This is a genomic window from Streptomyces sp. NPDC015345, from assembly GCF_043078805.1.
Lineage (GTDB): Bacteria > Actinomycetota > Actinomycetes > Streptomycetales > Streptomycetaceae > Streptomyces.
In genome coordinates, this window is record NZ_JBIBTX010000001.1 from 675,413 (window position 1) to 698,990 (window position 23,578).

The window sequence follows — 23,578 nt, forward strand, 5'->3', positions numbered from 1 at the left end:
CTGGAGGCCCCACGCAATGTCGATGACGACGACCCACCCACGCGGCATACGCGGAGTCGTCCCCGTACTCGCCTTCTCCGGCATCGTCGTCGCGGTGATGCAGACCCTGCTCGTGCCGGTCATCAAGGACCTGCCGGCCCTGCTGAGCACCGCCCCCTCGAACGCCACCTGGGTCCTGACCGCGACCCTCCTCGCGGGCGCCGTCGCCACGCCGATCATGGGCCGCCTCGGGGATCTCTTCGGCAAACGGAAGATGCTGCTCGCCAGCCTCGCCGTGATGGTCGTCGGCTCGCTGATCTGCGGTTTCACCGACGATCTGGTCGTGATGATCATGGGCCGCGCCCTCCAGGGCTTCGCCATGGGCGCCATCCCGCTCGGCATCGGCCTGATGCGCGATCAGCTGCCCCGCGAGAAGCTCGGCTCGGCGATGGCCCTGATGAGCTCCTCCATCGGTGTCGGCGGCGGCATCGCGCTGCCGCTGGCCGCGCTCGTCGCGCAGCACGCCGACTGGCACGCGCTGTTCTTCGGCGCCGCCGGTCTCGGCGTCCTGGCGATGGCGCTCACCCTCGTCTTCGTGCCGGAGAGCCCCATGCGCGCCAAGGGCACCTTCGACGTGCTCGGCGCGCTCGGCCTCTCCGCCGGGCTCGTGCTGTTCCTGCTGCCGATCACCAAGGGCAGCGACTGGGGCTGGAGCTCGGGCACCACGCTCGGCCTGTTCGCCGCCGCGGCCGTCGTCCTCGTCCTGTGGGGCGTGATGGAGCTGCGCGTCAAGGCGCCGCTGGTGGACCTGCGCACCACGGCCCGCCGCTCGGTGCTCTTCACCAACCTCGCCTCGATCATGGTCGGCGTCGCCTTCTACGCCGTATCGCTCGTCCTGCCGCAGCTGCTCCAGCTGCCGTCCGCCACCGGCTACGGCCTCGGCCAGTCGATGGTCGTCGCGGGCCTGTGCGTGATGCCGCTCGGCCTGACGATGATGTTCACGGCGCCTGTCTACGCCCGCCTCTCGGCGAAGTACGGCCCGAAGACCACCCTCATCCTCGGCATGCTGATCATCGCCGTCGGCTACGGCGCGGGCCTCGGCCTGATGAGCGCCGCCTGGCAGACCATCGTCATCTCGGTGGTGCTCGGCGCGGGCATCGGCCTCGCCTACTCCTCGCTTCCCGCGCTCATCATCGGCTCGGTCGACCCCTCCGAGACCGGCGCCGCCAACGGCCTCAACACCCTGATGCGCTCCATCGGCACCTCGGTGTCGTCCGCCGTGATCGGCATGGTCCTCGCCAACACCGCGGACCACGTCGGCGGCGTCGCCGTGCCCACCATGCACGGCTTCCGCCTCTCCTTCCTGATCGCCACGGGCGCGGTCGTCATCGGCCTGCTCTTCGCCCTGCTGCTGCCCTCCGCCCGCCGCCCCACCACGACGCTGCTGCGGGCGAGCAGTGAGGAGGACGCCAACCTGGAGCGCGCGGCCGAGGTCCTCGCGGGCTTCCACGGCCGGGTGCACGGCGTGGACGGCGCCCCGCTGCCCCGGGCGAAGGTGACGCTGATCGACCCCCGCGGCAGGCAGGCGGGCGCCGCCCTCACCGACTCCGACGGCCGCTACGCCCTGGCCGTCCCCGCCGCCGGCTCCTACGTCCTCGCGGCCACCGCCACGGGGCACGCGCCGCGCGCCTCGGCGGCGGCGTACCACGGGGACGACCGGCCGGTGCGGGTCGACCTGGCGCTGACGGGTTCTTCCGAGGAGAGCGACGTCCCGGCCTGACGTACGTACGCATGCATGTGCGCGGCCCCGCACGCCTCACGCACCCCCGTCACGCCGGTGGCGGGGGTGCCGTGCATCATGGGCGCCGGTGCCGCCCATGACACACGGCACCACCCATTCGTACGTATGACCTGGAGGAAACCGTGGCCGTGGCCGCCGAACCCACGCCGGAGGTCCTCGCCGCGTTCGAGGCCGCCAAGGGCTTCATGCCGCGCGGTGAGGGGCTCGCGCTGTACGCGGCCGCGACGGAGGCCGCCGCGCTCGGCCTGCCCCTGCTGGAGGTCGGCACGTACTGCGGCCGCTCCACGATCCTGCTCGCCGACGCGGCCCGCGCGGCCGGGGTGAGCGCGATCACCGTGGACCACCACCGCGGCAGCGAGGAGCAGCAGCCCGGCTGGGAGTACCACGACCCCGAGACGGTGGACCCCGAGATCGGCCTGATGGACACGCTCCCCACCTTCCGCCGCACCCTGCACCGGGCGGGCCTGGAGGAGCACGTGATCGCGGTCGTGGGCCGTTCGCCGCAGGTGGCGAAGGCATGGGGCGGGGCACTCGGCCTGGTCTTCATCGACGGCGGGCACACGGACGAGCACGCCACCGCCGACTACGAGGGCTGGGCACCGCACGTCGCCGAGGGCGGGCTGCTCGTCATCCACGACGTGTTCCCCGATCCGGTCGACATCATGACCGGGCAGGCGCCGTACCGCGTCTATCTCAGGGCGCTGGCGTCCGGGGCGTTCACCGAGGTCTCGGCGGTGGACTCGCTGCGCGTGCTGCGGCGAACGGGAGCGGGGATGTGACCTCGCCGATAGGCTCGCCCTCGTGTCGTACGTAGGTCCGGAATTCGATCCCTCCCAGCCGCCCCGCCGCCGCATCGGCCGCCCGCTGGCCGTGACGGTGGCCGCGCTGGTGCCCACCTGCCTGGCCGGCTGGCTGGTCTACCAGGCGACGAGCGGGCCCGACGGGAACGAACCGGCGAGATCGCTGCCGGCGTCGTCGAGCCCGTCCGCCGACCGCTCCATGCCCTCCGAGGCAGGCCCGCCCTCCCCCTCGAAGTCGGACAAGGGGCAGGAAAAGGACAAGGACAAGGGCGAGGACGGCAAGGGCGACGGCAACGATTCGAGTACGAAGCCGCCCACGCGCCGCCCCGCCGCGGACGGCCCCCTCAAGGGCAAGGTGGTCGTCGTCGACCCCGGGCACAACACGGGCAACTTCCGGCATACCGCCGAGATCAACCGCCAGGTCGACATCGGTACGAACCGCAAGGAATGCGACACCACGGGCACGTCGACCAACGACGGTTACACCGAGGCCACCTTCACCCTGGATGTCGCCCGCCGCCTGCGCACGCTCCTTGAGAAGCAGGGCGCCACGGTCAAGTTCACCCAGGACGGCGACCGCCCCTGGGGCCCGTGCGTCGACGAGCGCGCCCGGATCGGAAATGAGGCCCGCGCCGACGCGGTGGTCTCCATCCACGCCGACGGTTCGGGCGCGGGCAACCGCGGCTACCACGTGATCCTGCCCGCGAAGGTGAAGGGCGGCGCGGCCGACACCTCACCGATCGTCGCCCCCTCCCGGGAGTTGGGCGAGCGCATCGCCGGAAAGTTCGTGAGCGCGACGGGCAGCGCCCCTTCCAACTACGTGGGCGGCGGCACCGGCCTGGACGTCCGCAGCGACCTCGGCGGCCTCAACCTCTCCACGGTGCCGAAGGTGTTCATCGAGTGCGGCAACATGCGGGACGCGAAGGACGCGGCGCTCTTGAAGAGCGCGGAGTGGCGGCAGAAGGCGGCGCGGGGCATTTCTGAGGGAATCGACGGATTCCTGCGGGGATAGCGCGTGAACGTCCGCGTACCAAGTCGTGCACGTCTTTATCCCGAGCAGACACCCGCTGTGTACGGACGATATTGTCCTCCCTACGATGAGGGGCCACCCCCGCGCTTCGCGCACCGCGACACGAACGCGACTACGGCGACAGCGACGCCTCCACTGACGAGACGACTGACGAAGGACCTGAAGTGAATTTCCGCTCCCTCACTCGAGGCGACGGCGTGGTGATCGGAGCAGCGGTGTTGCTCTTCATCGCCTCGTTCCTCAATACGCTGGACCCTGATGGCGGCGACAGCGACAAGTTCCCGAATGCCTGGGAAAACGGCAACCTGCTGATCAGCGTGTATCTGCTCGGCATCATCGGTGCGGCGCTCATCGTCGTGGGCCGCGCGATGCCGCAGCAGCGCAAGGTCGCGGGTCTCGACCTCGGCCAGCTCGGGGTGGCGTTCACCATCGCCTCCGCCCTCAGCTCGCTCGGCGCGATCTTCGACACCGACCAGTCGTACGGCTTCTTCTTCAATCAATTCGGGGGCAGCAACGAAAGCCCCGACGCCGGTGTCGGCCTCATCCTCGGCGTGATCGGCGCGCTCGTGCTCGCCGCCGCCGCGGTCGCCACGCAGATCGTCCCGGCCCTGAAGGCCCCCCTCATGGGCGCCCCGCGTCCGGCCGCCCCGGGTCCCTACGGCGGTCAGCCGCAGGGTGGTTACGGCTACCCCGGCGCCGGTGCCGGTCAGCCGCAGCCGGGTGCTCCCTACGGCGGCCAGCCCGGCCAGCCGCAGGGCCAGTCCTTCGGCGGTCAGCCGCAGCCGCAGGGCGGGCAGACCCCGCCGCCCGCGCAGGCGCAGCCGTCCGGTGACTTCTCGCCGTTCTGGTTCGCCGTGCCGGTGCCGCGTCCGCTGTACGCGGAGGACGGTTCGCCCACGCCGATCGCCGAACTGGCGCCCGGCACCTGGTACTTGGCCGTCGAGCAGCGCGGCGCGACCCTGGTGGCCCAGACGCAGGACGGCCGCCGCGGCGTCCTTCAGGACACCACGGGGATCCAGCGCGGCTGACCCCACAGGCACTGCGCGGCCCCTCGCCCTTCCGGGTGGGGGGCCGTTGTCGTACAGTCTCCCGCCAGCAGGAAACTGACAGGTCGTCAGCAACCAGGAGGGCACGCGATGAGGCTCGGGCTCGCACTCGGCTACTGGGGGCGCGGTCCCGACCCCGGCCACCTCGCCCTCGCCCGGGAGGCCGAGCGGCTCGGCTACGACTCCGTGTGGACCGCCGAGGCCTGGGGTTCGGACGCCTTCACGCCGCTGACCTGGATCGCCGCCCACACCTCCCGGATCAGGCTGGGCACGGCCGTCGCGCAGATGGCGGCCCGCTCCCCCACCACCACCGCCATGCACGCCCTCACCCTCGACCACCTCTCCGGCGGCCGGATGATGCTCGGCCTCGGCCTGTCGGGGCCGCAGGTGGTCGAGGGCTGGTACGGGCGGCCCTTCCCGGAGTCGCCGCTCACCGCGACCCGGGAGTACGTCGATGTCGTCCGCCAGGTGTTGCGCCGCGAGGGCCCGGTGGAGGTCGCCGGCCGCTTCCACGCCCACCCCTACCGGGGTGCGGACGGCACCGGCCTCGGCAAGGCGCTCAAGCCGATCACGCATCCGCTGCGGGCCGACCTGCCGGTCCTGCTCGGCGCCGAGGGGCCGAAGAACATCGCGCAGACGACGCGGATCGCGGACGGCTGGCTGCCGCTGTACTGGTCGCCGACGCGCACGGACGTGTACGAGGCCTCGCTCGGCGACCTGCGGGAGGGCTTCGTGATCGCCCCCATGGCGCGGGCGAAGGTCTGCGACGACGTCGCCGAGGGGCTGCTGCCCGTCAAGGCCATGCTGGGCTTCTACATCGGCGGCATGGGGCACGCCGCCCGCAACTTCCACGCCGACCTGATGGCGCGCATGGGGTACGAGGAAGAAGCGCGGCAGGTCCAGGAGCTGTTCCTCGCGGGGCGCAGGGAGGAGGCCGTGCTCGCGGTGCCGGACGCCTTCGCCGACGAGATCTCCCTGGTGGGCCCGCGCGAACGCATCGCGGAACGGCTGGAGCCGTGGCGCGCGGGCCCGGTCACCGACCTGCTGGTCCTCGCGCCGGACCCGCACACCCTGCGTGTCCTCGCCGAGCTCAACTCCTAGGCGTCGCCTAGCCGTTCCTCAGCTGGCCGGTCGAGGGCACCTTGTCCCTGACCTCCGCGCCCGCGCTCTTGCCCGCGTCCTTCACGGAGTTGATGGCGCCGTCGAAGGAGTTCACGATCGAATCCGTCGATTCGCCCTTGCGGAGCTTGCCGGGCAGGTCCTTCAGGGCGTCGATGCCGGCCGTCAGGGGCGCCACCGCCTTGGAGAGGGTCGGGTCGCCCTGCGCGTTCTTCGTCGCCGCCTTCAGCCTGTTGTACGTGAACGCGCCCGCGAGGCCCGCCTTGACCAGGGCCGTCGTCCGGCCGTTCGCGCCCTTCTTGAACTTGCCCGCGCGGTAGGGCTTCACGATCCACTGGTAGGTGGCGCCCGCGGCGAGGCCCGCGTTGGCGACGAAGCGGGTCTTGGCGAACTTCTGCTTCTCGGCGGTGCTGGTACCGGACGGCGCCGCCGCGGTGTCCTTGTCGTCGCTGCCGCAGGCCGTCGCTCCGACGAGCAGCGTGCAGCACAGGGTGAGGGAGACTCCGGCGCGGCGGACGGATACAGGGGTGGGCACGGCAGCGGCCTCCAGAGATGAGCGGTCCTCCCCGCAGCCTCGCCCCGGCCCCGGGGCGCCGCCAGCGGGGCGGGCCCGAACGGGTTTCGAACGGGGTGCCCCCCGGTACCCGGCCACCATGTCTCCCACGCGGCACTCCCACGGCAGCACAGCGGCACGGGTCATCGCGCTCGTCGCCGACATCATGGCCGCCATACTCGGCCTGTGGATCCTGATGTACCTGCTGGACGCGAACCGCGCCAACGACCTCGTCCAGTTCATCCACGACGTGGCCCGGTGGCTGGCCGGCTGGTCGCACGACCTGTTCACCTTCGACGAGAAGTGGGCCAGGGTCGTCGCGGGCTACGGCCTCGCGGCGGTCGTCTACCTCCTGGTAGGCCACGCGGTAGCGGGCCGCCTACGCCGGTACTGAAAAACGCGCCGAGGGAGGCGCCCCCCAGAGGGGCGCGGGGAACTGCGCGCCCAGCCACATCCGGCCCGCAGGTCAACCCCCGCACCCCGGCGAAGCGTCAGCCGCAGCACTTTGGGGCGAGGCCCCGCGGGAGTCGCTCGCCGGAGAAGACCGCGCAGGTCGCCTCGTCGCCGCCGAGCGCCGCCACCGCGAGGAGCAGGGAGCCCGCCGTCCAGGTGGTCAGTTCCTCGGGCCAGACCGCCTTGTCGTCGAAGACGTAGCCCGTCCAGTACAGGCCGCTCTCCGGGTCGCGCAGGTGCTGGATGGACTGGAGGATCTCCAGGGCGCGGTCCGACTCCCCCACCATCCACAGGGCGAGGGCCAGTTCGGCGCTCTCGCCGCCGGTGACCCACGGGTTCGGGACGACGCAGCGCACGCCGAGGTCCGGCACCACGAAGCGGTCCCAGCCCTCCTCGATGCGCGCCTTGGCCTCCTCGCCGCTCAGCGCGCCGCCGAGGACCGGGTAGTACCAGTCCATCGAGTAGCGGTTCTTGTCGAGGAACCGCTCGGGGTGGCTGCTGATCGCGTGCGCGAGGGCGCCGGCCGCCAGTTCCCAGTCGGGCTGCGGCTCCCCGCGCTGCTCGGCGACGGCGAGGGCGCAGCGCAGTGCCTGGTGGATCGAGGAGCAGCCGGTGAGCAGCGCGTCGGTGACCGGCGTGCCGTCGGCCTCCCGCTTCCAGCCGATCTGCCCGCCGGGCTGCTGGAGCGCGAGGACGAACTCGACGGCGGCGAACACGGCGGGCCACATGCGGTCCAGGAACGCCTCGTCGCCGGTGGCGAGGTAGTGGTGCCAGACGCCGACGGCGATGTACGCGCAGAAGTTGGTCTCGCGGCTCCGGTCGGTGACGTCGTGCGGGTCCCCGTCGGCGTACGCCGCGTACCAGGAGCCGTCCTGGTTCTGGTGCCGGGCCAGCCAGTCGTAGGCGCGCCCGGCGGCGGCGTGCTCCCCGGCGGCGTCCAGGGCCATGGCGGCCTCGGTGTGGTCCCACGGGTCGAGGTGATGTCCGCGGAACCACGGGATGGCGCCGTCCTCACGCTGGACGGCGAGAATGCCGCGTACCGTGGCCGTCGCCTGATCGGCCGTCAGGACGCCGGGCAGGACGAGGTGTTCGGTCCGCTCGGGGCTCGTCACTTGGCGGCCACCGCGGCGTCGGCCGCCGCACGCGGCAGGTGCGGCTTGGTCGCGTAGGCCACGAAGCTCTTGCCGACGACGGGGTTGAGCAGCTGCTCGGCCACGCGCGTGGCGAGGGGCTTCTTCATGATGTCCCAGACCAGCAGCTTGTGGTACGCCCGCACGGGCAGCGCCTTGTCGTTGTCGACGCCGAACGCGCACTTTAGCCACCAGTACGGCGCGTGCAGCGCGTGCGCGTGGTGTGTGCCGTACGGCTTGAGGCCCGACTCCCGCATCTTCGTGAGGAGTTCGTCGGCCTTGTAGATGCGGATGTGGCCCCCCTCGACCTCGTGGTAGGCGTCGCTGAGCGCCCAGCAGACCTTCTCGGGGCCGTAGCGCGGGACGGTCACGGCGATGCGGCCGCCGGGCTTGAGGACCCGCACCATCTCGGCGAGGACGCCCTTGTCGTCGGGGATGTGCTCCATGACCTCGGAGATGATCACGACGTCGAACGAAGCGTCGGGGAAGGGGAGGTTGAGCGCGTCACCCTCCATCGCGGTGGCCGTCGCCCCCGCCGGGGCCTCGCCCGCCTCCTTCATCGCGGCGAACCACTTGGCGACCTCGCGGATCTCCTCGGCGTTCTGGTCGAGGGCCACCACCCGCGCGCCGCGCCGGTAGCACTCGAAGGCGTGCCGGCCCGCGCCGCACCCCAGGTCGAGGACGCGGTCGCCCGCGGCGAGCGGGAAGCGGGTGAAGTCGACGGTCAGCATCAGCGATGGCTCCCGGAGTGCGTCGGGGTGGCCGCGGTGCGGCCGGGGTTCGTGGCGGCGGAGCGGCGGATGGCCTCGCGGTAGCGGTCGGCCGTGCCCTTGGCGGCCTGCGCCCAGGTGAACTTCCCAAGGACGCGTTCGCGGCCCGCGTGGCCGAGGCGGGCGCGCAGCTCGCGGTCGCCGAGGAGCCGGTTCAGGGCGGTGGCCAGCGCGCCCGCGTCGCCCGGCGGCACCGCGAGGCAGGTCTCGCCGTCGGGGCCCGCGACCTCCGGGATCGCGCCGCCGGTGGTCGCGACGAGCGGCGTGCCGGTCGCCATGGCCTCGGCCGCGGGGAGGGAGAACCCCTCGTACAGCGAAGGGACGCAGGCGACCTGCGCGGAGCGGACGAGATCGACCAGTTCGGCGTCGGTGATGCCCTTGACGAACTCGACGGAGCCCGCGAGGCCGTAGCGCTCGATGGCCTGCGCGACGGGTCCGTCCTCGGCGCGCTTGCCGACGACGACGAGGTGGGCGCCCGGGTGCTCGGCGCGGACCTTGGCGAGCGCCTCGACGAGGTGGACGAGGCCCTTGAGCGGCACGTCGGCGCTGGAGGTCGTCACGATGCGGCCCGGCACCTCGGGCACGGCCGGGTCCGGCGAGAAGAGACCGGTGTCGGCGCCGATGTGGACGACGTCGACGCGGTCCTCGCGCACCCCGAGGTGGTCGATGATCTCCTGGCGGGAGCTGCCGGAGACGGTGAGGACCGACGGGAGGCGGCGCGCGACGCGCTTCTGCATGCGGGTGAAGGCGTACCAGCGGCGGACGGACAGGCGGCGCTTGAAGTCGGGCGCGGCGTCCAGCTCCAGCTGCCGGTCGACGGTGATGGGGTGGTGGATCGTGGTGACCAGAGGTGCGCCGAGGTCGCCCAGCAGGCCGTAGCCGAGGGTCTGGTTGTCGTGCACGACGTCGAAGTCGCCGCGCCGGGCCCGCAGATGGCGCCGGGCGCGCAGGCTGAACGTCACGGGCTCCGGAAAGCCGCCGGTCCACATGGTCGCCACTTCGAGGGCATCGACCCAGTCGCGGTACTCGTCGCGCCCCGGGGTGCGGAAGGGGTCCGGGGAGCGGTAGAGGTCCAGACTCGGCAGTTCGGTGAGCTTGAGGCCTTCCAGGCCCTCGCCCTCGTCGAGGACGGGGTAGGGCTGCGAGCCGATCACTTCGACGCTGTGGCCGAGCCGGGCCAGCTCGCGCGAGAGATGGCGTACGTAGACGCCCTGGCCCCCGCAGAACGGGTTCCCTTTGTACGTGAGGAGAGCGATGCGCAACGGTCGGTCGCCGTCGGCGTCGGAGCCCTTGCGGGGGCCCGCCTCCATGGCCTCAGCGGTCACTCTCGGCCCCCTTCTCCGTGCAGTTGTCCGCGAGGTTACGCCGGGACGGTAATCTAGAACAAGTTTCAGACTTGATCGCCGAGTGATCGCCGAACGAGCTTTGAATCTACCGGCAGGTAGGCGAGGTGTAAGGCCCGGATCAGGTGATTCGCGCCACGACATGCTCCCTGCCATGCTGTGCGATCTCGGGAGGCGTTTTCCAAAGGGGCATCGACATGACAGCGGAAGCCAAGGCGGGGAGCCCCGCGACGCCGCCCCTCACGGAGCGCCAGGAGGCGCGCCGGCGCCGCATCCTGCACGCCAGCGCGCAACTGGCCAGCCGCGGCGGCTTCGACGCCGTGCAGATGCGCGAGGTCGCCGAGGCGGCGGGCGTGGCCCTCGGCACCCTCTACCGCTACTTCCCCTCCAAGGTGCATCTGCTGGTGGCGACCATGCAGGACCAGCTCCAGCACATGCACACCACGATCCGCAAGCGCCCCCCGGCCGGCGAGACGCCCGCCGAACGGGTCGCCGAGACGCTGATGCGGGCCTTCCGCGCCCTCCAGCGTGAGCCGCACCTGGCGGACGCGATGGTGCGGGCCCTGACCTTCGCCGACCGCTCGGTGAGCCCCGAGGTCGACACGGTCTCGCGGCTGACGACGGCGATCATCCTGGACGCGATGGGCCTGCCGGAGCCGCCGACCGCGCAGCAGCTCTCCGCCGTACGGGTCATCGAGCACACCTGGCACTCCGCGCTGATCACCTGGCTTTCGGGGCGGGCGTCGATCGCCCAGGTGAAGATCGACATCGAGACCGTCTGCCGCCTCATCGACCTCACCGCCACGCCCCGGGCCTGACCCCGGGCCCGGGGCGCGCCCGGACCTCAGTCCTCGGGCGGGAACACGACCTCCCCGCTGTCGGCCAGCGTGAGGGTGATCGCCTCGACCGGGCAGCCCTCGGCGGCCTCCAGGACCCGTTCGTCGGCGTCACGCTCGGGCGCCGCGGGGCGGGACTGCCGGGCGGCGTCCAGGGTGAAGGCGCCGGGTGCGGTGATCACGCACATGCCCGAGCCGATGCAGACCGACCGGTCGACCTCGACGCGCCAGCGGTCGCCCATCAGGCACCCGTCCCTTCGTGACCGGCCGGTCGGTGACCCGCCGGCAGGTGGATCATCTTGTGCTCGAAGTACTCGCCGTACCCCTCGGGCCCGAACTCCCGTCCCAGACCGGAGTTCTTGTAGCCGCCGAAGGGGCCGAGCATGTCGAGGCTGAAGGTGTTCACCGAGTACGTTCCCGTGCGCACCCGCCGGGCGATGTCGATGCCGCGCTCGACGTCGGCGGTCCACACACTGCCGCTCAGGCCGTAGTCGGAGTCGTTGGCGATCTCGACGGCCTCGTCCGCGTCGCCGTACGGGAGCAGGCAGATGACGGGGCCGAAGATCTCCTCGCGGGCGATGCGCATGGAGTTGTCGACGCCGCCGAAGAGGGTCGGCTCGACGTACCAGCCCTGGTCGAGTCCGGGCGGCCGGCCGCCGCCCGCGAGGATCTTGGCGCCCTCCTCCTGACCGATCCGGATGTAGTCGAGGGAGCGCTGCTGCTGCCGCTTCGCGACGAGCGGGCCGAGTTCCGTGGCGAGGTCCATCGGGTCGCCGACCTTGAGCGCGGACGCCGCGGCGGCGAAGGCCTCGGCGAACTCGTCGTAGCGGGTGCGCGGCACGAGGATGCGGCTCTGGGCCACGCACGCCTGGCCGTTGATCATCCAGGCGAACGGCACGATGCCCGCGACCGCGCTCGCCGCGTCGGCGTCGGGCAGGATCACGGCGGCCGACTTGCCGCCGAGTTCCAGGGTGACGCGGGTGAGGTTGCGGGCGGCGACCTCCATGACGCGCTTGCCCGCGGCGACGGACCCGGTGAAAGAGACCTTGTCGACGCCGGGGTGCCCGACGAGGTACTCGCTGACCTCGCGGTCGGCGGAGATGATCGAGAGCACGCCCTCCGGCAGGCCCGCCTCCGCGGCGATCTCCGCGAGGACGTACGCGTCGAGCGGCGCCTCCGGCGAGGTCTTCAGGACCACCGGGCAGCCGGCGAGCAGCGCGGGGGCGAGCTTGGCGGCGGCGGTGAACTGCGGGACATTCCAGGGCACGACGGCCGCGACGACGCCGACCGGCTCGCGCCGCACGAGCAGTTTCCCGAGGACTCCGTCGCGGCTCTCCTCGTAACGGAAGTCGCGGGCGACGGTGAGCGCCGCGTCCCACACCATCATGGCGGCGAGGGCCTGCACCATCACGCTGGAGGTGTAGGGGGTGCCGTTCTCGGAGCTGATGACGCGGGCGATCTCCTCGTGGCGCGCCGCGAAGCCGTCCTTGATCCTGGTGACGACCTCGATCCGCTCGTCCAGGGTCATGTGCGGCCATGGGCCCCGGTCGAACGCCTTGCGTGCGGTGGCGACGGCGCGGTCCACGTCGGCGGGGGCGGCGTGCGGCACGCGGGCGAAGACCTGGCCGGTGTGCGGGGAGACGACGTCGATGACGTCCTTGCCGAGCGGGTCCACCAACTCCCCGCCGATGAACAGCTGTCCGTGTTCCACGAGCTCCGTCATGGCTGACCGCCTCCTGCGGGGCGCTGCTTCCCGACACTTCCTGACGTGCTTCTTCCTGACGTTGCCTCAGAACTGATACCAGTTCTAGTTCGAGGAGTCCACGCCCGGGACGGCCAACCGCCCCCGAGTTCCTCCGACTTGGGATTCAGTCGACTTGGGCGACCATTGAAACTAGTTCTAGTTATAGTGGGCGTCCGTCGACGAGAGACGAGGCGCCCATGGCCCCGCAGGCGACCGAACCGCAGGTGTCCGAACCGCCGGTGATCGAGCACGGCGGGGGCGTCTGGAGCGTCAAGGTCCCGATCCCCGACAACCCCCTCGGCTTCACCCTCGTCCACCTCCTGGCCACCGACGCCGGTCCCGTCCTCATCGACACCGGCTGGGACGACCCCACCTCCTGGTCCGCGCTGACCGCCGGGCTCGGCACGTGCGGCGTCGCCGTCGAGGACGTACACGGTGTGGTCATCACCCACCACCACCCCGACCACCACGGCCTGTCCGCGAAGGTCCGCGAGGTGTCCGGGGCGTGGATCGCGATGCACGAGGCGGACGCGTCCGTCGTCCGCCGCACCCGCTCCCAGCCGCCCGAGCGCTGGTACGGCTACATGGCCGCGAAGCTCACCGCGGCGGGCGCCCCCGCCGAGCACGTCGCGCCGCTGCTCCGCGCCCGCGACGAGGGCCGCCCGCGCCGGCTGCCCGGCCTCGACCCGGCCCTGCCCGACCGCGGGATCACCCCGGGCGAGCTGCTCGACCTGCCGGGCCGCCGCCTGCGCGCGATCTGGACGCCGGGCCACACCCCCGGCCACGTCTGCCTGCACTTGGAGGAGGAGCACCCGGCGGGGCTGCGGGGCTCCGGCCGGCTCTTCTCCGGCGACCACCTCCTGCCCGGCATCACCCCGCACATCGGCCTGTACGAGGACCCGGACGACGACACGGTCACCGATCCCCTCGGGCGTTACCTGGACTCCCTGAAACGCGTCGGGCGCCTCGACCCGGCCGAGGTGCTGCCCGCCCACCAGCGCGCCTTCACCGGCGCCCCCGCCCGCGTCCGCGAGCTGATCGCCCACCACGAGGAGCGCCTGACCGGCCTGCTGGCCCTCCTCACCGAGCCCCTCACCCCCTGGCGGCTCGCCGAGCGCATGGCGTGGAACCGCCCCTGGGACGAGATCCCCCACGGCTCGCGCAGCATCGCGGTCTCGGAGGCCGAGGCCCACGTGCGGCGCCTGGTGAAGCTCGGGCGGGCGGAGGCGGTGGCGGGGAGCGATCCGGTGATGTACGTGGCGGTGTGACCGGGGGCGCCCGCCGACCGGCCGGTAGAGTGGGCGGGTCGTCCTCACGTCCGCGCGGGGGGAAGCCGGTGCGAATCCGGCGCAGGCCCTTCCCCGAGTTCTCGGCTTCGCTCGAGCAGGGGAGGCCCCGGTCCGTGTACCGCCTTCAGCGGTGAGCCGGAATGCCCTGTGCGGAACGTGACCGGCTCGCTCATCGGGACCCCCGATGAGCGGCACCGTCGAGGTATACGGAGCCGGAGCCGCCCGGAAGAGCCGTGCCCGCACGGTCCGTGCCGCCCCGCTCCCCGCAGGGAGAGGCAACCCGCCGCATCATGAACGTTCGCCGCAGCGCAGCGGTCCTGGCCGCCGTCGCCGTGTTCGGCTCCGCCGCCGCACCGGCCGCCTTCGCGGACGACGCCCCGTCGCCCTCGACCGCGCTCCCCTCGGGCCTGTACGGCAAGTCCGACCCGAAGTTCGACGGCGTCTTCCGGCAGTCTTACGCCCTGCTCGCGCTGGACACCGCGGGTGTCGAGCCCGCCCAGAAGGCCGTGACGTGGCTGACCGGGCAGCAGTGCGCGAGCGGTGGCTTCGCCGCCTACCGCGCCGACGCGAGTGAGCCGTGCGACTCCAAGACGGCGGTCGACAGCAACTCCACCGCCGCCGCCGTGCAGGCCCTCGCCGCCCTCGGCGGCAAGGACAAGAACCTGGCCGCGACGGTCAAGAAGAGCGTCGGCTGGCTGAAGTCCGTGCAGAACCAGGACGGCGGCTGGGGCTACAACCCGGGCCTGCCCTCCGACGCCAACTCCACCGGCATCGTCGTCGGCGCCCTCGCCGCGGCCGGTGAGAACCCCGCGAACGTGAAGTCGCAGAAGGGCAGGTCCCCCTACGACGCGCTGCCGAAGCTCGCCATGGACTGCGGCAAGGGCGACGGTGCCTTCGGCCTCGCCGACGCCAAGTCCAAGAAGCTGAGCCCGAACGCGGACGCCACCGCGGCCGGTGTGCTCGGCAGCCTCGGCAAGGGCCTCGTCGTGCCGCCGGGCAAGAAGGCATCGGACGCGGGCGACGCCCCCAAGTGCGCGAAGCCGGACACCGCCGCACAGGCCGCGAGCAACGGCACGGCCTACCTCCTGGACGTCCTCGGCGAGAACGACGACCACCTGATGTCCGCCATGCCGGGCGCCAAGGACCAGCCGGACCAGGGCAACACCGCGGACGCCGTGGTCGCCCTCGCCGCCGCAGGGCAGAGCGAGCAGGCCAAGAAGTCCGCCGAGTGGCTCGCGGACAACTCCGCGGCCTGGGCGAAGCAGTCCGGCCCCGCCGCCCACGCCCAGCTCGTCTTCGCCGCCCACGCGGCGGGCATGGACCCCCGCGACTTCGGCGGCGCCGACCTCGTCAAGCAGCTCAGCGCCCAGGGCCCGCCGCCGGAGAAGGCCGCCACGTCCGACTCCGCCTCGGACGCGGACTCCGACGAGAAGAAGGACGAAGGCGTCAGCATCTGGTGGATCATCGGCGTCGGCCTGGTCGCCGGCATCGGCATCGGCTTCCTGTACAGCGCCAACCGCAAGAAGCAGCAGCCGTGACGCGGGGCCGGGCAGGCCGGACGCGGGGCCGCGGGTGGCGTGCACGCACGGCGGTCGGGGCGCTGCTCGCCGCGCTGCTGTGCGTCCTCGCCGCCGTGCCCTCACAGGCCGCCGGCTACCGCTACTGGTCGTTCTGGGACCGGGACGGCGGCACATGGACGTACGCCAGTCAGGGGCCCGGCACCGCCCGGCCCGATGACGGTGCCGTGCAGGGGTTCCGCTTCTCGGTCTCGGCGGACTCCCAGGACGCCGCGAAGCCGCGCGGCCCCGCGGACTTCGCCGACATCTGCGCGAGAACGCCCGCCGAGGAGGGCCGCAAGCGGATCGCCCTCGTCCTCGACTTCGGTACGCGCGAGGACGCCCCGCGCGGGGAGTCGCCGCCCGCGCCCCGGTCGGCCTGCGCGCGCGTCGCAGAGGACGCCACCAGCGCGGAAGCGCTCGCCTCTGTGGCCAAGCCGCTGCGCTACGACAGCAAGGCGCTGCTCTGCGCCATCGACGGCTACCCGAAGTCGGGCTGCGGCGAACAGGTCTCCGGCGACGGTACGGCGCGGGACGGCTCCGAGGAGACGAAGAGCCAGGACCGGGACGGCGGCGGGCCCTCCGTGGGGCTGATCGCCGGGATCGCCGCGGTGGCGGTCCTCGGCGGCGCCGCGTTCTGGCAGGCCCGGCGCCGTCGCGGCTGACGCGGCACCTGCCGCCGACACACGGATGACACGGACAGCACCATGAGGGACCTGACGGACCATGCCCGCGCGCCCGGCCTCCTCCGGCGCCGCCTCGCCCCCGAGGCGCACCGGAGCAACGCCCTGCACCCCGGCGCCTGGTGGGTGTGGGCGCTCGGGCTCGGCACGGCCGCGTCCCGGACGACGAACCCGCTGCTGATCGCGCTGCTGATCGGCGTCGCGGGGTATGTCGTGGCGGCGCGCCGCACCTCGGCGCCGTGGGCGAAGTCGTACGGCGCGTTCGTGAAGCTGGCGCTGCTCGTCATCGGTATCCGGCTGGTGTTCGCGGTCGTGCTCGGCTCGCCGATCCCGGGTACGCACGTCATCGTGACGTTGCCCGAGGTCCCGCTGCCCGACTGGGCCAAGGGCGTGCGGATCGGCGGCCGGGTCACGGCGGAGGGCGTCATCTTCGCGCTCTACGACGGGATCAGACTGGCCGGTCTGCTGATCTGTGTCGGCGCGGCGAATGCCCTCGCCAGCCCCTCCAGGCTGCTCAAGTCGCTGCCGGGCGCGCTGTACGAGGTGGGGGTCGCCGTCGTCGTGGCGATGACCTTCGCGCCGAACCTCATCGCGGACGTCCGGCGGCTGCGGTCCGCGCGGCGGCTGCGCGGGCGCTCCGACAGCGGGGTGCGCGGGCTGCTCCAGGTCGGGCTTCCGGTCCTGGAGGGCGCCCTTGAGCGGTCGGTGGCGCTGGCCGCGGCGATGGACGCGCGCGGCTTCGGGCGCACCGCCGCCGTGTCCGCGGGGGTGCGCAGGGCCATCGCCGTGCTGACGCTCGGCGGCCTGATGGGCGTCTGCGTCGGGACGTACGGGCTGCTGACCGCGCAGGGCGGCTCCTACGGCCTGCCCGCGCTCGTGGCAGGACTCCTCGCGGCGCTCGCGGGGCTGCGGCTCGGTGGCCGCCGGGCCGTGCGCACCCGCTACCGGCCCGACCGGTGGGGTGTGCGGGCCTGGCTGGTCGCCGGTTCGGGGGTCGCCGTCGCGGGCCTGGTGATCTCGGCCGCGTCGTCCGACCCGGCGGCCCTGCACCCCGGCGTCGTACCGCTTGTCGCACCGCAGTTGCCGCTGTGGCCCGCGCTTGCGGTGCTCCTCGGGCTGCTGCCGGCCTTCGTGGCGCCGGTGCCGCCGGAGGACGCGGCACGCGCGGAGAAGCCCGCCGACACGACAAGCCCCTCCCCCACAGCCCCCGAGGAGACCTCATGATCCGCTTCGAGGACGTCTCCGTGACGTACGAGGGAGCAGCGGGCCCCACCGTTCAGGGGGTGGATCTCACCGTCCCCGAGGGCGAGCTCGCGCTGCTCGTCGGCCCGTCCGGGGTCGGCAAGTCGACGCTGCTCGGCACGGTCAGCGGTCTGGTCCCGCACTTCACGGGCGGCACCCTGCGCGGCCGGGTGACCGTGGCGGGCCGCGACACCCGTACCCACAAGCCGCGCGAACTGGCCGACGTCGTCGGCACGGTGGGCCAGGACCCCCTCGCGCACTTCGTGACGGACACCGTCGAGGACGAGCTGGCGTACGGCATGGAGTCGCTCGGTCTCGCCCCCGACGTGATGCGCCGCCGGGTCGAGGAGACCCTGGACCTGCTCGGCCTCGCCGATCTGCGCGACAGGCCCATCGCCACGCTCTCCGGAGGCCAGCGCCAGCGCGTCGCGATCGGTTCGGTCCTCACCCCGCACCCCCGGGTCCTCGTCCTGGACGAGCCGACCTCCGCGCTCGACCCGGCCGCCGCCGAGGAGGTCCTCGCGGTGCTCCAGCGGCTCGTCCACGACCTGGGCACGACGGTGCTGATGGCCGAGCACCGGCTCGAGCGGGTCGTGCAGTACGCGGATCAGGTGCTGCTGCTCGCGGCGCCCAGCGAGCCGCCAGTCCTCGGTGACCCGGCGGAGCTGATGGCGCGCTCCCCCGTGTATCCGCCGGTGGTCGCGCTCGGGCGCCTCGCGGGCTGGTCGCCGCTGCCGCTGACCGTGCGGGACGCGCGGCGCAGGGCGGGTGCGCTGCGGGAGCGGCTCGCGGACCTCGCGCCGCGCCAGGAGGAGACGGCCGTACCTCCCGTGGAGTCGCCGTCCGCCCGGTGGCTCCGGCCGCGCAAGGAACGTACCCCCCACAAGACGGCGACCGCGGCGGCCGCCCGCGTCGAACGCCTCGCCGTGCGGCACGGCCGCGTCGAGGCGCTGCGCCGCGTCGACCTCACCGTGACGCCCGGCGAGACGGTCGCCCTCATGGGCCGCAACGGCGCCGGGAAGTCCACGCTCCTGTCCACCCTGGTCGGCCTTCTGGAACCCACCTCGGGGACCGTGCGCGTCGGCGGCGCCGTCCCGCACCGCACAGCACCGCGTCAGCTGGTGCGACACGTCGGCCTGGTCCCCCAGGAGCCGCGTGACCTGCTGTACGCGGACACCGTGGCCGCCGAGTGCGCCGCCGCCGACCGGGACGCGGACGCCGCGCCCGGCACGTGCCGCGCCCTGGTGAGCGAGCTGCTGCCGGACATCGCGGACGACACGCATCCCCGGGATCTCTCCGAGGGCCAGCGGCTCGCGCTCGCCCTGGCGATCGTGCTGACCGCGCGCCCTCCCCTTCTCCTCCTCGACGAGCCGACCCGCGGCCTGGACTACGCGGCCAAGGCCCGCCTGGTCACGATCCTGCGGGGCCTCGCGGCCGAGGGCCACGCGATCGTGCTGGCCACGCACGACGTGGAACTGGCCGCCGAGATCGCCCACCGCGTGGTGATCCTCGCGGACGGCGAGGTCGTCGCGGACGGCCCGACCCCGCAGATCGTGGTGTCGTCGCCGTCCTTCGCGCCCCAGGTCACCAAGGTCCTGGCGCCGCGGGAGTGGCTGACGGTGGCGCAGGTGCGCGAGGCGCTGGGCATGGCGCGGGACGCGTCGTGAGCGCCGCCCCGCAGGCCCGCCCCGTCCGGCTCGGCCCTCGCTCGGTCGTGGCGCTCGCGCTGGTCAGCGCCGTGGGGGTGGCCGCGTTCGGGTGGCCGCTGCTCGCGGACGCCGGCTCGGGGATCGGTACTCACGCCGGGGACGCGCCCTGGCTCTTCGCGGCGCTGCTGCCGCTGCTGCTCGCCGTGGTCGTGGCGACCATCGCGGACGTAGGCCTGGACGCCAAGGCCATCGCCATGCTGGGCGTGCTGGCCGCCGCGGGGGCGGCGCTGCGGCCGCTGGGCGCGGGCACGGCGGGCATCGAGCCGATGTTCTTCCTGATGGTGCTGAGCGGGCGGGTGCTCGGCCCCGGCTTCGGGTTCGTGCTCGGGGCGGTGTCGATGTTCGCCTCGGCGCTGCTCACCGGGGGCGTCGGGCCGTGGATGCCCTTCCAGATGCTGTCGATGGGGTGGGTCTGCATGGGCGCGGGGCTGCTGCCGGGCGCCGACACGCTGCGGGGCCGCCGGGAGCTGTGGCTGCTGGCCGTGTACGGGGCGGTGGCCTCCGTGCTGTACGGCACCGTCATGAACCTCCAGGGCTGGCCCTACCTCGGCGGTCTGGCCACCGGCGTCTCCTTCGTGCCCGGCGACCCCCTCGCGGACAACCTGGCCCGCTTCGTCGCCTACTGCCTGGCCACGTCGCTGGGCTGGGACCTGCCGAGGGCCGTGGTCACGGTCGTACTGAGCCTCGCGCTCGGGCCCGCTGTCCTGAAGGCGCTGCGGCGGGCCACGCGGCGGGCGGCTTTCGAGGCGCCGGTCACATTCGAGGCCCCGAAGCCGTAGGGGAGGTTGAGCTCTCCGTGACATCGCGGCCACGAATCCGTGAGGCGGCCCACAGGACTTAGGTCCTCTACTAGGCGAGGGCGTACCTTTCACCTTTGACGTACACGCATCAATCACCGCCCTGACCTGCGGATTGAGAGCCACGTCACAGAGGGGACATTCGGCGCGGGTGCGACTTCCACTAGTAAAGGGGGGCATTGCGGCGGCGTTCCCAGCCTGTTTCTCTGGATGAGTCGCAAGGCGCCGACGCCCCCCACGGGACTCGGCGCCACCGCATGTCCCCCACGTTTCACGGCGTGCACCGCGACTCCCCCATCCCCCACCGGAAGGTCCTCTGTGTCCGCCTCGCTCATCCGCCGCATCGCTTCCCCGAAGAAGGCCATCACCGGCGGCATCGTCGCCGCAGCCGCCACCGGCATGGTCTTCGCCGCGGCACCGGCCCAGGCAGCCACCCCGACCACCGCGAAGGCCGCCGCCCCGGCCGCCGCTCCCGCCGCCGCCCCGACGTCCGCCAAGGCGATCGCGAAGAAGCTCATCTCGGACCCGGCGCAGTTCGCCGCGTTCGACAAGATCGTCTCGCACGAGAGCGGCTGGAACGTCAGCGCGACGAACTCCTCCTCCGGCGCCTACGGTCTGGTCCAGGCGCTGCCCGCCTCGAAGATGGCCTCGGCGGGCGCCGACTGGAAGACCAACCCCGAGACCCAGATCAAGTGGGGCCTGAACTACATGAACGACCGCTACGGCAGCCCCGTCGGCGCGTGGAGCCACTGGCAGGCCAACGGCTGGTACTGATCCGGCCCAAAAGAGGCGGCACTCCCCACCCGGGGGGTGCCGCCTTTTTTCGCGCCCACGGACGGCCCGCGGTCGCCATCGAGACGCGAGGGGCCGTGCCGGTATGTCCGCCCGGAGCACGGCAAGCACGGCCAAGGGGCTCCGAAGCACAAAGGGGCGCCGCAGGCGATAGCGAGGACGGACATACCGGCACGGCCCCGCACCACCCAGACGCCCCGCCCCCCCCAGACCCCGGGACGACGCCCGGCCCCCTACAACCGCTGCAAGATCGTCCCCGTAGCCACCGCACCCCCCGCACACATCGTCACCAGCGCGAACTCCTTGTCCCGCCGCTCCAGTTCGTGCAGGGCCGTGGTGATCAGCCGCGCCCCGGTGGCCCCCACGGGGTGCCCCAGCGCGATCGCCCCGCCGTTCACGTTGACCTTCTCCAGGTCCTGGTCGAAGACCTGCGCCCAGCTCAGCACCACCGACGCGAAGGCCTCGTTGATCTCGACGATGTCGATGTCCTTCAGGGACATCCCGGCCTTGCCGAGCACGGCGCGCGTCGCGTCGATCGGCCCGTCCAGATGGAAGTGCGGGTCGGCGCCGACCAGCGCCTGGGCCACGATCCGCGCCCGCGGCTTCAGCTTCAGCGCCCGCGCCATCCGCTTGGACGCCCACATGAGGGCGGCCGCGCCGTCCGATATCTGCGAGGAGTTCCCGGCCGTGTGCACGGCGGTCGGCATGACCGGCTTGAGTCCGCCGAGCGCCTCCATCGTCGTGTCGCGCAGCCCCTCGTCGCGGTCGACGAGCCGCCACATGCCCTGCCCGGCGGCCTGCTCCTCCTCCGTGGTGGGCACCTGGACGGCGAACGTCTCGCGCTTGAAGCGCTCCTCGGACCAGGCGACGGCCGCCCGCTCCTGCGAGATGAGGCCGAGCGAGTCCACGTTCTCGCGGGTGAGCCCCCGCTTGCGGGCGATGCGCTCGGCGGCCTCGAACTGGTTGGGCAGGTCGACGTTCCACTCGTCGGGGAACGGCTTGCCGGGACCGTGCTTGGACCCCGACCCCAGCGGCACCCGCGACATCGCCTCGACGCCGCAGCTGATCCCGACGTCGATGACACCGGCCGCCACCATGTTCGCCACCAGGTGGGCGGCCTGCTGCGAGGAGCCGCACTGGCAGTCCACCGTCGTCGCCGCCGTCTCGTACGGAAGCCCCATGGTCAGCCAGGCCGTGCGCGCCGGGTTCATCGACTGCTCCCCGGCGTGCGTCACCGTGCCGCCGACGATCTGCTCGACGCAGTCGGCGTGGATGCCGGTGCGTCCGAGGAGTTCGCGGTAGGTCTCCCCGAGCAGATAGGCGGGGTGGAGGTTGGCGAGCGCGCCCGCGCGCTTGCCGATGGGGGTGCGTACGGCTTCGACGATGACAGGTTCCGCGGCCATGGGGCTGGTCCTCTCCGTCCACGTCCCGCGAGCCGTCCCGGCGGCTCGCGAGAGGAACTAGTACGCGTTCTAGTTCTCTCCAGCAGTCTGCTGAGCGGAGCCCCGGCGCCGCAAGGGTCTTGCACGCACCTTGCCCGGAACCGGCCGGAACCGGCCCCGCCCTGAGCCTTGCCACTTGTAGAACCCGTTATTACCTTGCCCGGCAAGGCTTCTGATGGACCGTCAGAACTCGCCCTCGCCGCCTGGAGTTGCCGATGACCTGTCCAGCGCTTCCCGACGGGTTCGACTTCACCGACCCCGACCTGCTCCAAGCCCGCGTGCCGCTCCCGGAGTTCGCACGGCTGCGGCGGACGGAACCGGTGCGCTGGATCGCCCAGCGGCCCCGCGTGTCCGGTTTTGACGACGCGGGCTACTGGGCCGTCACCCGGCACGAGGACGTCAAGTACGTCTCCACGCACCCGGAGTTGTTCTCCTCGAACGTCAACACCGCGATCATCCGCTTCAACGAGTCGATCAGCCGCGACCAGATCGACGTCCAGAAGCTGATCATGATCAACATGGATCCGCCCGAGCACACCCGGGTCCGGCAGATCGTGCAGCGCGGCTTCACGCCCCGCGCCATACGCTCGCTGGAGGACGCCCTGCGCGAGCGCGCCCGCTCCATCGTCGCGGCGGCCCTGGAGACCGCGGGCCCGGACGGCTCCTTCGACTTCGTGACGAACGTCGCCGTCGAACTGCCGCTCCAGGCGATCGCCGAGCTGATCGGCGTCCCCCAGGAGGACCGCACGAAGATCTTCGACTGGTCCAACAAGATGGCGGGGTACGACGACCCGGAGTACGCCATCACCGAGGAGATCGGCGCCGAGGCGGCCATGGAGATCGTCTCCTACGCGATGAACCTCGCCGCGGCCCGCAAGGAGTGCCCGGCCAAGGACATCGTCAGCCAACTGGTGGCGGCCGAGGACGAGGGGAACCTCTCGGGCGACGAGTTCGGCTTCTTCGTGATCCTGCTCGCGGTGGCCGGCAACGAGACGACCCGCAACGCCATCACCCACGGCATGCACGCCTTCCTCACCCACCCCGGCCAGTGGGAGCTGTACAAGCGCGAGCGCCCCGACACCACGGCCGAGGAGATAGTGCGCTGGGCGACCCCGGTCGTCGCCTTCCAGCGCACAGCGACGCAGGACACGGAGCTGGGCGGCGCCACGATCAAGCGGGGCGACCGCGTCGGCATCTTCTACTCCTCCGCCAACCACGACCCCGACGTCTTCGAGGCCCCGGACGTCTTCGACATCACCCGCGACCCCAACCCGCACCTCGGCTTCGGGGGCGGCGGCCCGCACTTCTGCCTCGGCAAGTCCCTCGCGGTCCTGGAGATCAACCTCATCTTCCACGCGATCGCCGACGCCATGCCCGGCCTCCGGCTGACCGGCGACCCGCGCAGGCTCCGCTCGGCCTGGCTCAACGGAGTCAAGGAACTGCGGGTCAGCACCGGCTGACCGC

22 protein-coding genes are annotated in these 23,578 nt (G+C 72.5%); 15 read left to right on the forward strand and 7 right to left on the reverse strand.

Going from position 1 to position 23,578, the window contains the following annotated elements; genetic code table 11:
• Positions 1–16: 16 nt before the first annotated feature.
• From ACF062_RS03080 to ACF062_RS03100, 5 genes are all read left to right on the forward strand, one after another.
• The gene (locus ACF062_RS03080; RefSeq protein WP_392134919.1) at positions 17–1,759 is read left to right on the forward strand and encodes an MFS transporter; all 1,743 of its coding nucleotides are present in this window, start codon (positions 17–19) and stop codon (positions 1,757–1,759) included.
• 206 nt (positions 1,760–1,965) lie between these two features.
• On the forward strand, positions 1,966–2,559 hold the full coding sequence (locus ACF062_RS03085; protein ID WP_392136486.1) for a class I SAM-dependent methyltransferase: 594 nt from the start codon (positions 1,966–1,968) through the stop codon (positions 2,557–2,559).
• 22 nt (positions 2,560–2,581) lie between these two features.
• Entirely contained in the window at positions 2,582–3,592 is a 1,011-nt protein-coding gene (locus tag ACF062_RS03090) for an N-acetylmuramoyl-L-alanine amidase (RefSeq protein ID WP_392134922.1), read from the forward strand.
• A 182-nt stretch (positions 3,593–3,774) separates the two neighbouring features.
• Complete coding sequence (locus tag ACF062_RS03095) at positions 3,775–4,638, forward strand: hypothetical protein (protein ID WP_392134925.1); 864 nt, start codon at positions 3,775–3,777, stop codon at positions 4,636–4,638.
• A 108-nt stretch (positions 4,639–4,746) separates the two neighbouring features.
• Positions 4,747–5,757: an LLM class F420-dependent oxidoreductase gene (locus tag ACF062_RS03100; RefSeq protein WP_392134928.1), complete on the forward strand. Its 1,011-nt coding sequence runs from the start codon at positions 4,747–4,749 to the stop codon at positions 5,755–5,757.
• A gap of 7 nt (positions 5,758–5,764) precedes the next feature.
• Here the strand turns inward: ACF062_RS03100 and ACF062_RS03105 are convergent, their stop codons facing one another.
• A complete protein-coding gene (locus tag ACF062_RS03105) occupies positions 5,765–6,310 on the reverse strand; it encodes a hypothetical protein (RefSeq protein WP_392134930.1) in 546 nt (181 codons plus the stop codon).
• A gap of 118 nt (positions 6,311–6,428) precedes the next feature.
• Between ACF062_RS03105 and ACF062_RS03110 the strand changes: the two genes are divergently transcribed.
• Complete coding sequence (locus ACF062_RS03110) at positions 6,429–6,722, forward strand: hypothetical protein (protein WP_392134933.1); 294 nt, start codon at positions 6,429–6,431, stop codon at positions 6,720–6,722.
• 97 nt (positions 6,723–6,819) lie between these two features.
• Here ACF062_RS03110 and ACF062_RS03115 read toward each other — a convergent pair whose 3' ends face one another.
• Genes ACF062_RS03115 through ACF062_RS03125 form a run of 3 tightly spaced genes read right to left on the reverse strand, consistent with a single transcriptional unit; the run spans position 6,820 to position 10,006 of the window.
• Positions 6,820–7,893: a prenyltransferase gene (locus ACF062_RS03115; protein ID WP_392134936.1), complete on the reverse strand. Its 1,074-nt coding sequence runs from the start codon at positions 7,891–7,893 to the stop codon at positions 6,820–6,822.
• Positions 7,890–8,642, reverse strand: coding sequence for a class I SAM-dependent methyltransferase (locus tag ACF062_RS03120; RefSeq protein WP_392134939.1), 753 nt, complete (start codon positions 8,640–8,642; stop codon positions 7,890–7,892). Before ACF062_RS03120 ends, ACF062_RS03115 begins: the two co-directional genes overlap by 4 nt.
• Entirely contained in the window at positions 8,642–10,006 is a 1,365-nt protein-coding gene (locus tag ACF062_RS03125; protein WP_392134942.1) for a glycosyltransferase family 4 protein, read from the reverse strand. Before ACF062_RS03125 ends, ACF062_RS03120 begins: the two co-directional genes overlap by 1 nt.
• Before the next feature lie 215 nt (positions 10,007–10,221).
• On the opposite strand from ACF062_RS03125, the gene ACF062_RS03130 reads away from it, so the two are divergent.
• Positions 10,222–10,842 (forward strand): TetR family transcriptional regulator, encoded by a 621-nt coding sequence (locus ACF062_RS03130; protein WP_223774364.1) that lies wholly within the window; start codon positions 10,222–10,224, stop codon positions 10,840–10,842.
• A gap of 26 nt (positions 10,843–10,868) precedes the next feature.
• Here the strand turns inward: ACF062_RS03130 and ACF062_RS03135 are convergent, their stop codons facing one another.
• Complete coding sequence (locus tag ACF062_RS03135) at positions 10,869–11,102, reverse strand: ferredoxin (protein ID WP_392134944.1); 234 nt, start codon at positions 11,100–11,102, stop codon at positions 10,869–10,871.
• Positions 11,102–12,583 (reverse strand): aldehyde dehydrogenase, encoded by a 1,482-nt coding sequence (locus ACF062_RS03140; RefSeq protein WP_392134947.1) that lies wholly within the window; start codon positions 12,581–12,583, stop codon positions 11,102–11,104. The genes ACF062_RS03135 and ACF062_RS03140 overlap by 1 nt, the downstream gene beginning before the upstream one ends.
• Positions 12,584–12,801: 218 nt before the next feature.
• Between ACF062_RS03140 and ACF062_RS03145 the strand changes: the two genes are divergently transcribed.
• The 7 genes from ACF062_RS03145 to ACF062_RS03175 all read left to right on the forward strand — a co-directional run bounded on the left by ACF062_RS03145 (position 12,802) and on the right by ACF062_RS03175 (position 20,654).
• Positions 12,802–13,872, forward strand: coding sequence for an MBL fold metallo-hydrolase (locus ACF062_RS03145; RefSeq protein ID WP_392134950.1), 1,071 nt, complete (start codon positions 12,802–12,804; stop codon positions 13,870–13,872).
• A 311-nt stretch (positions 13,873–14,183) separates the two neighbouring features.
• Complete coding sequence (locus ACF062_RS03150; protein WP_392134953.1) at positions 14,184–15,431, forward strand: prenyltransferase/squalene oxidase repeat-containing protein; 1,248 nt, start codon at positions 14,184–14,186, stop codon at positions 15,429–15,431.
• Entirely contained in the window at positions 15,428–16,114 is a 687-nt protein-coding gene (locus ACF062_RS03155) for an SCO2322 family protein (protein ID WP_392134956.1), read from the forward strand. Before ACF062_RS03150 ends, ACF062_RS03155 begins: the two co-directional genes overlap by 4 nt.
• A gap of 42 nt (positions 16,115–16,156) precedes the next feature.
• Positions 16,157–17,356 carry an energy-coupling factor transporter transmembrane component T gene (locus ACF062_RS03160; RefSeq protein WP_392134959.1) on the forward strand — a complete coding sequence of 400 codons (1,200 nt, stop codon included), beginning with the start codon at positions 16,157–16,159 and terminating at the stop codon, positions 17,354–17,356.
• Positions 17,353–19,041 carry an ABC transporter ATP-binding protein gene (locus ACF062_RS03165; RefSeq protein WP_392134962.1) on the forward strand — a complete coding sequence of 563 codons (1,689 nt, stop codon included), beginning with the start codon at positions 17,353–17,355 and terminating at the stop codon, positions 19,039–19,041. The genes ACF062_RS03160 and ACF062_RS03165 overlap by 4 nt, the downstream gene beginning before the upstream one ends.
• Positions 19,038–19,862: an ECF transporter S component gene (locus ACF062_RS03170; protein ID WP_392134965.1), complete on the forward strand. Its 825-nt coding sequence runs from the start codon at positions 19,038–19,040 to the stop codon at positions 19,860–19,862. Before ACF062_RS03165 ends, ACF062_RS03170 begins: the two co-directional genes overlap by 4 nt.
• Before the next feature lie 336 nt (positions 19,863–20,198).
• Positions 20,199–20,654: a transglycosylase SLT domain-containing protein gene (locus tag ACF062_RS03175; RefSeq protein ID WP_356577243.1), complete on the forward strand. Its 456-nt coding sequence runs from the start codon at positions 20,199–20,201 to the stop codon at positions 20,652–20,654.
• 251 nt (positions 20,655–20,905) lie between these two features.
• On the opposite strand, the gene ACF062_RS03180 is transcribed toward ACF062_RS03175, so the two are convergent.
• Complete coding sequence (locus ACF062_RS03180; protein WP_223774373.1) at positions 20,906–22,075, reverse strand: steroid 3-ketoacyl-CoA thiolase; 1,170 nt, start codon at positions 22,073–22,075, stop codon at positions 20,906–20,908.
• A 254-nt stretch (positions 22,076–22,329) separates the two neighbouring features.
• Here ACF062_RS03180 and ACF062_RS03185 point away from each other — a divergent pair, with 254 nt between their 5' ends.
• On the forward strand, positions 22,330–23,574 hold the full coding sequence (locus ACF062_RS03185) for a cytochrome P450 (protein ID WP_392134970.1): 1,245 nt from the start codon (positions 22,330–22,332) through the stop codon (positions 23,572–23,574).
• Positions 23,575–23,578 lie beyond the last annotated feature (4 nt).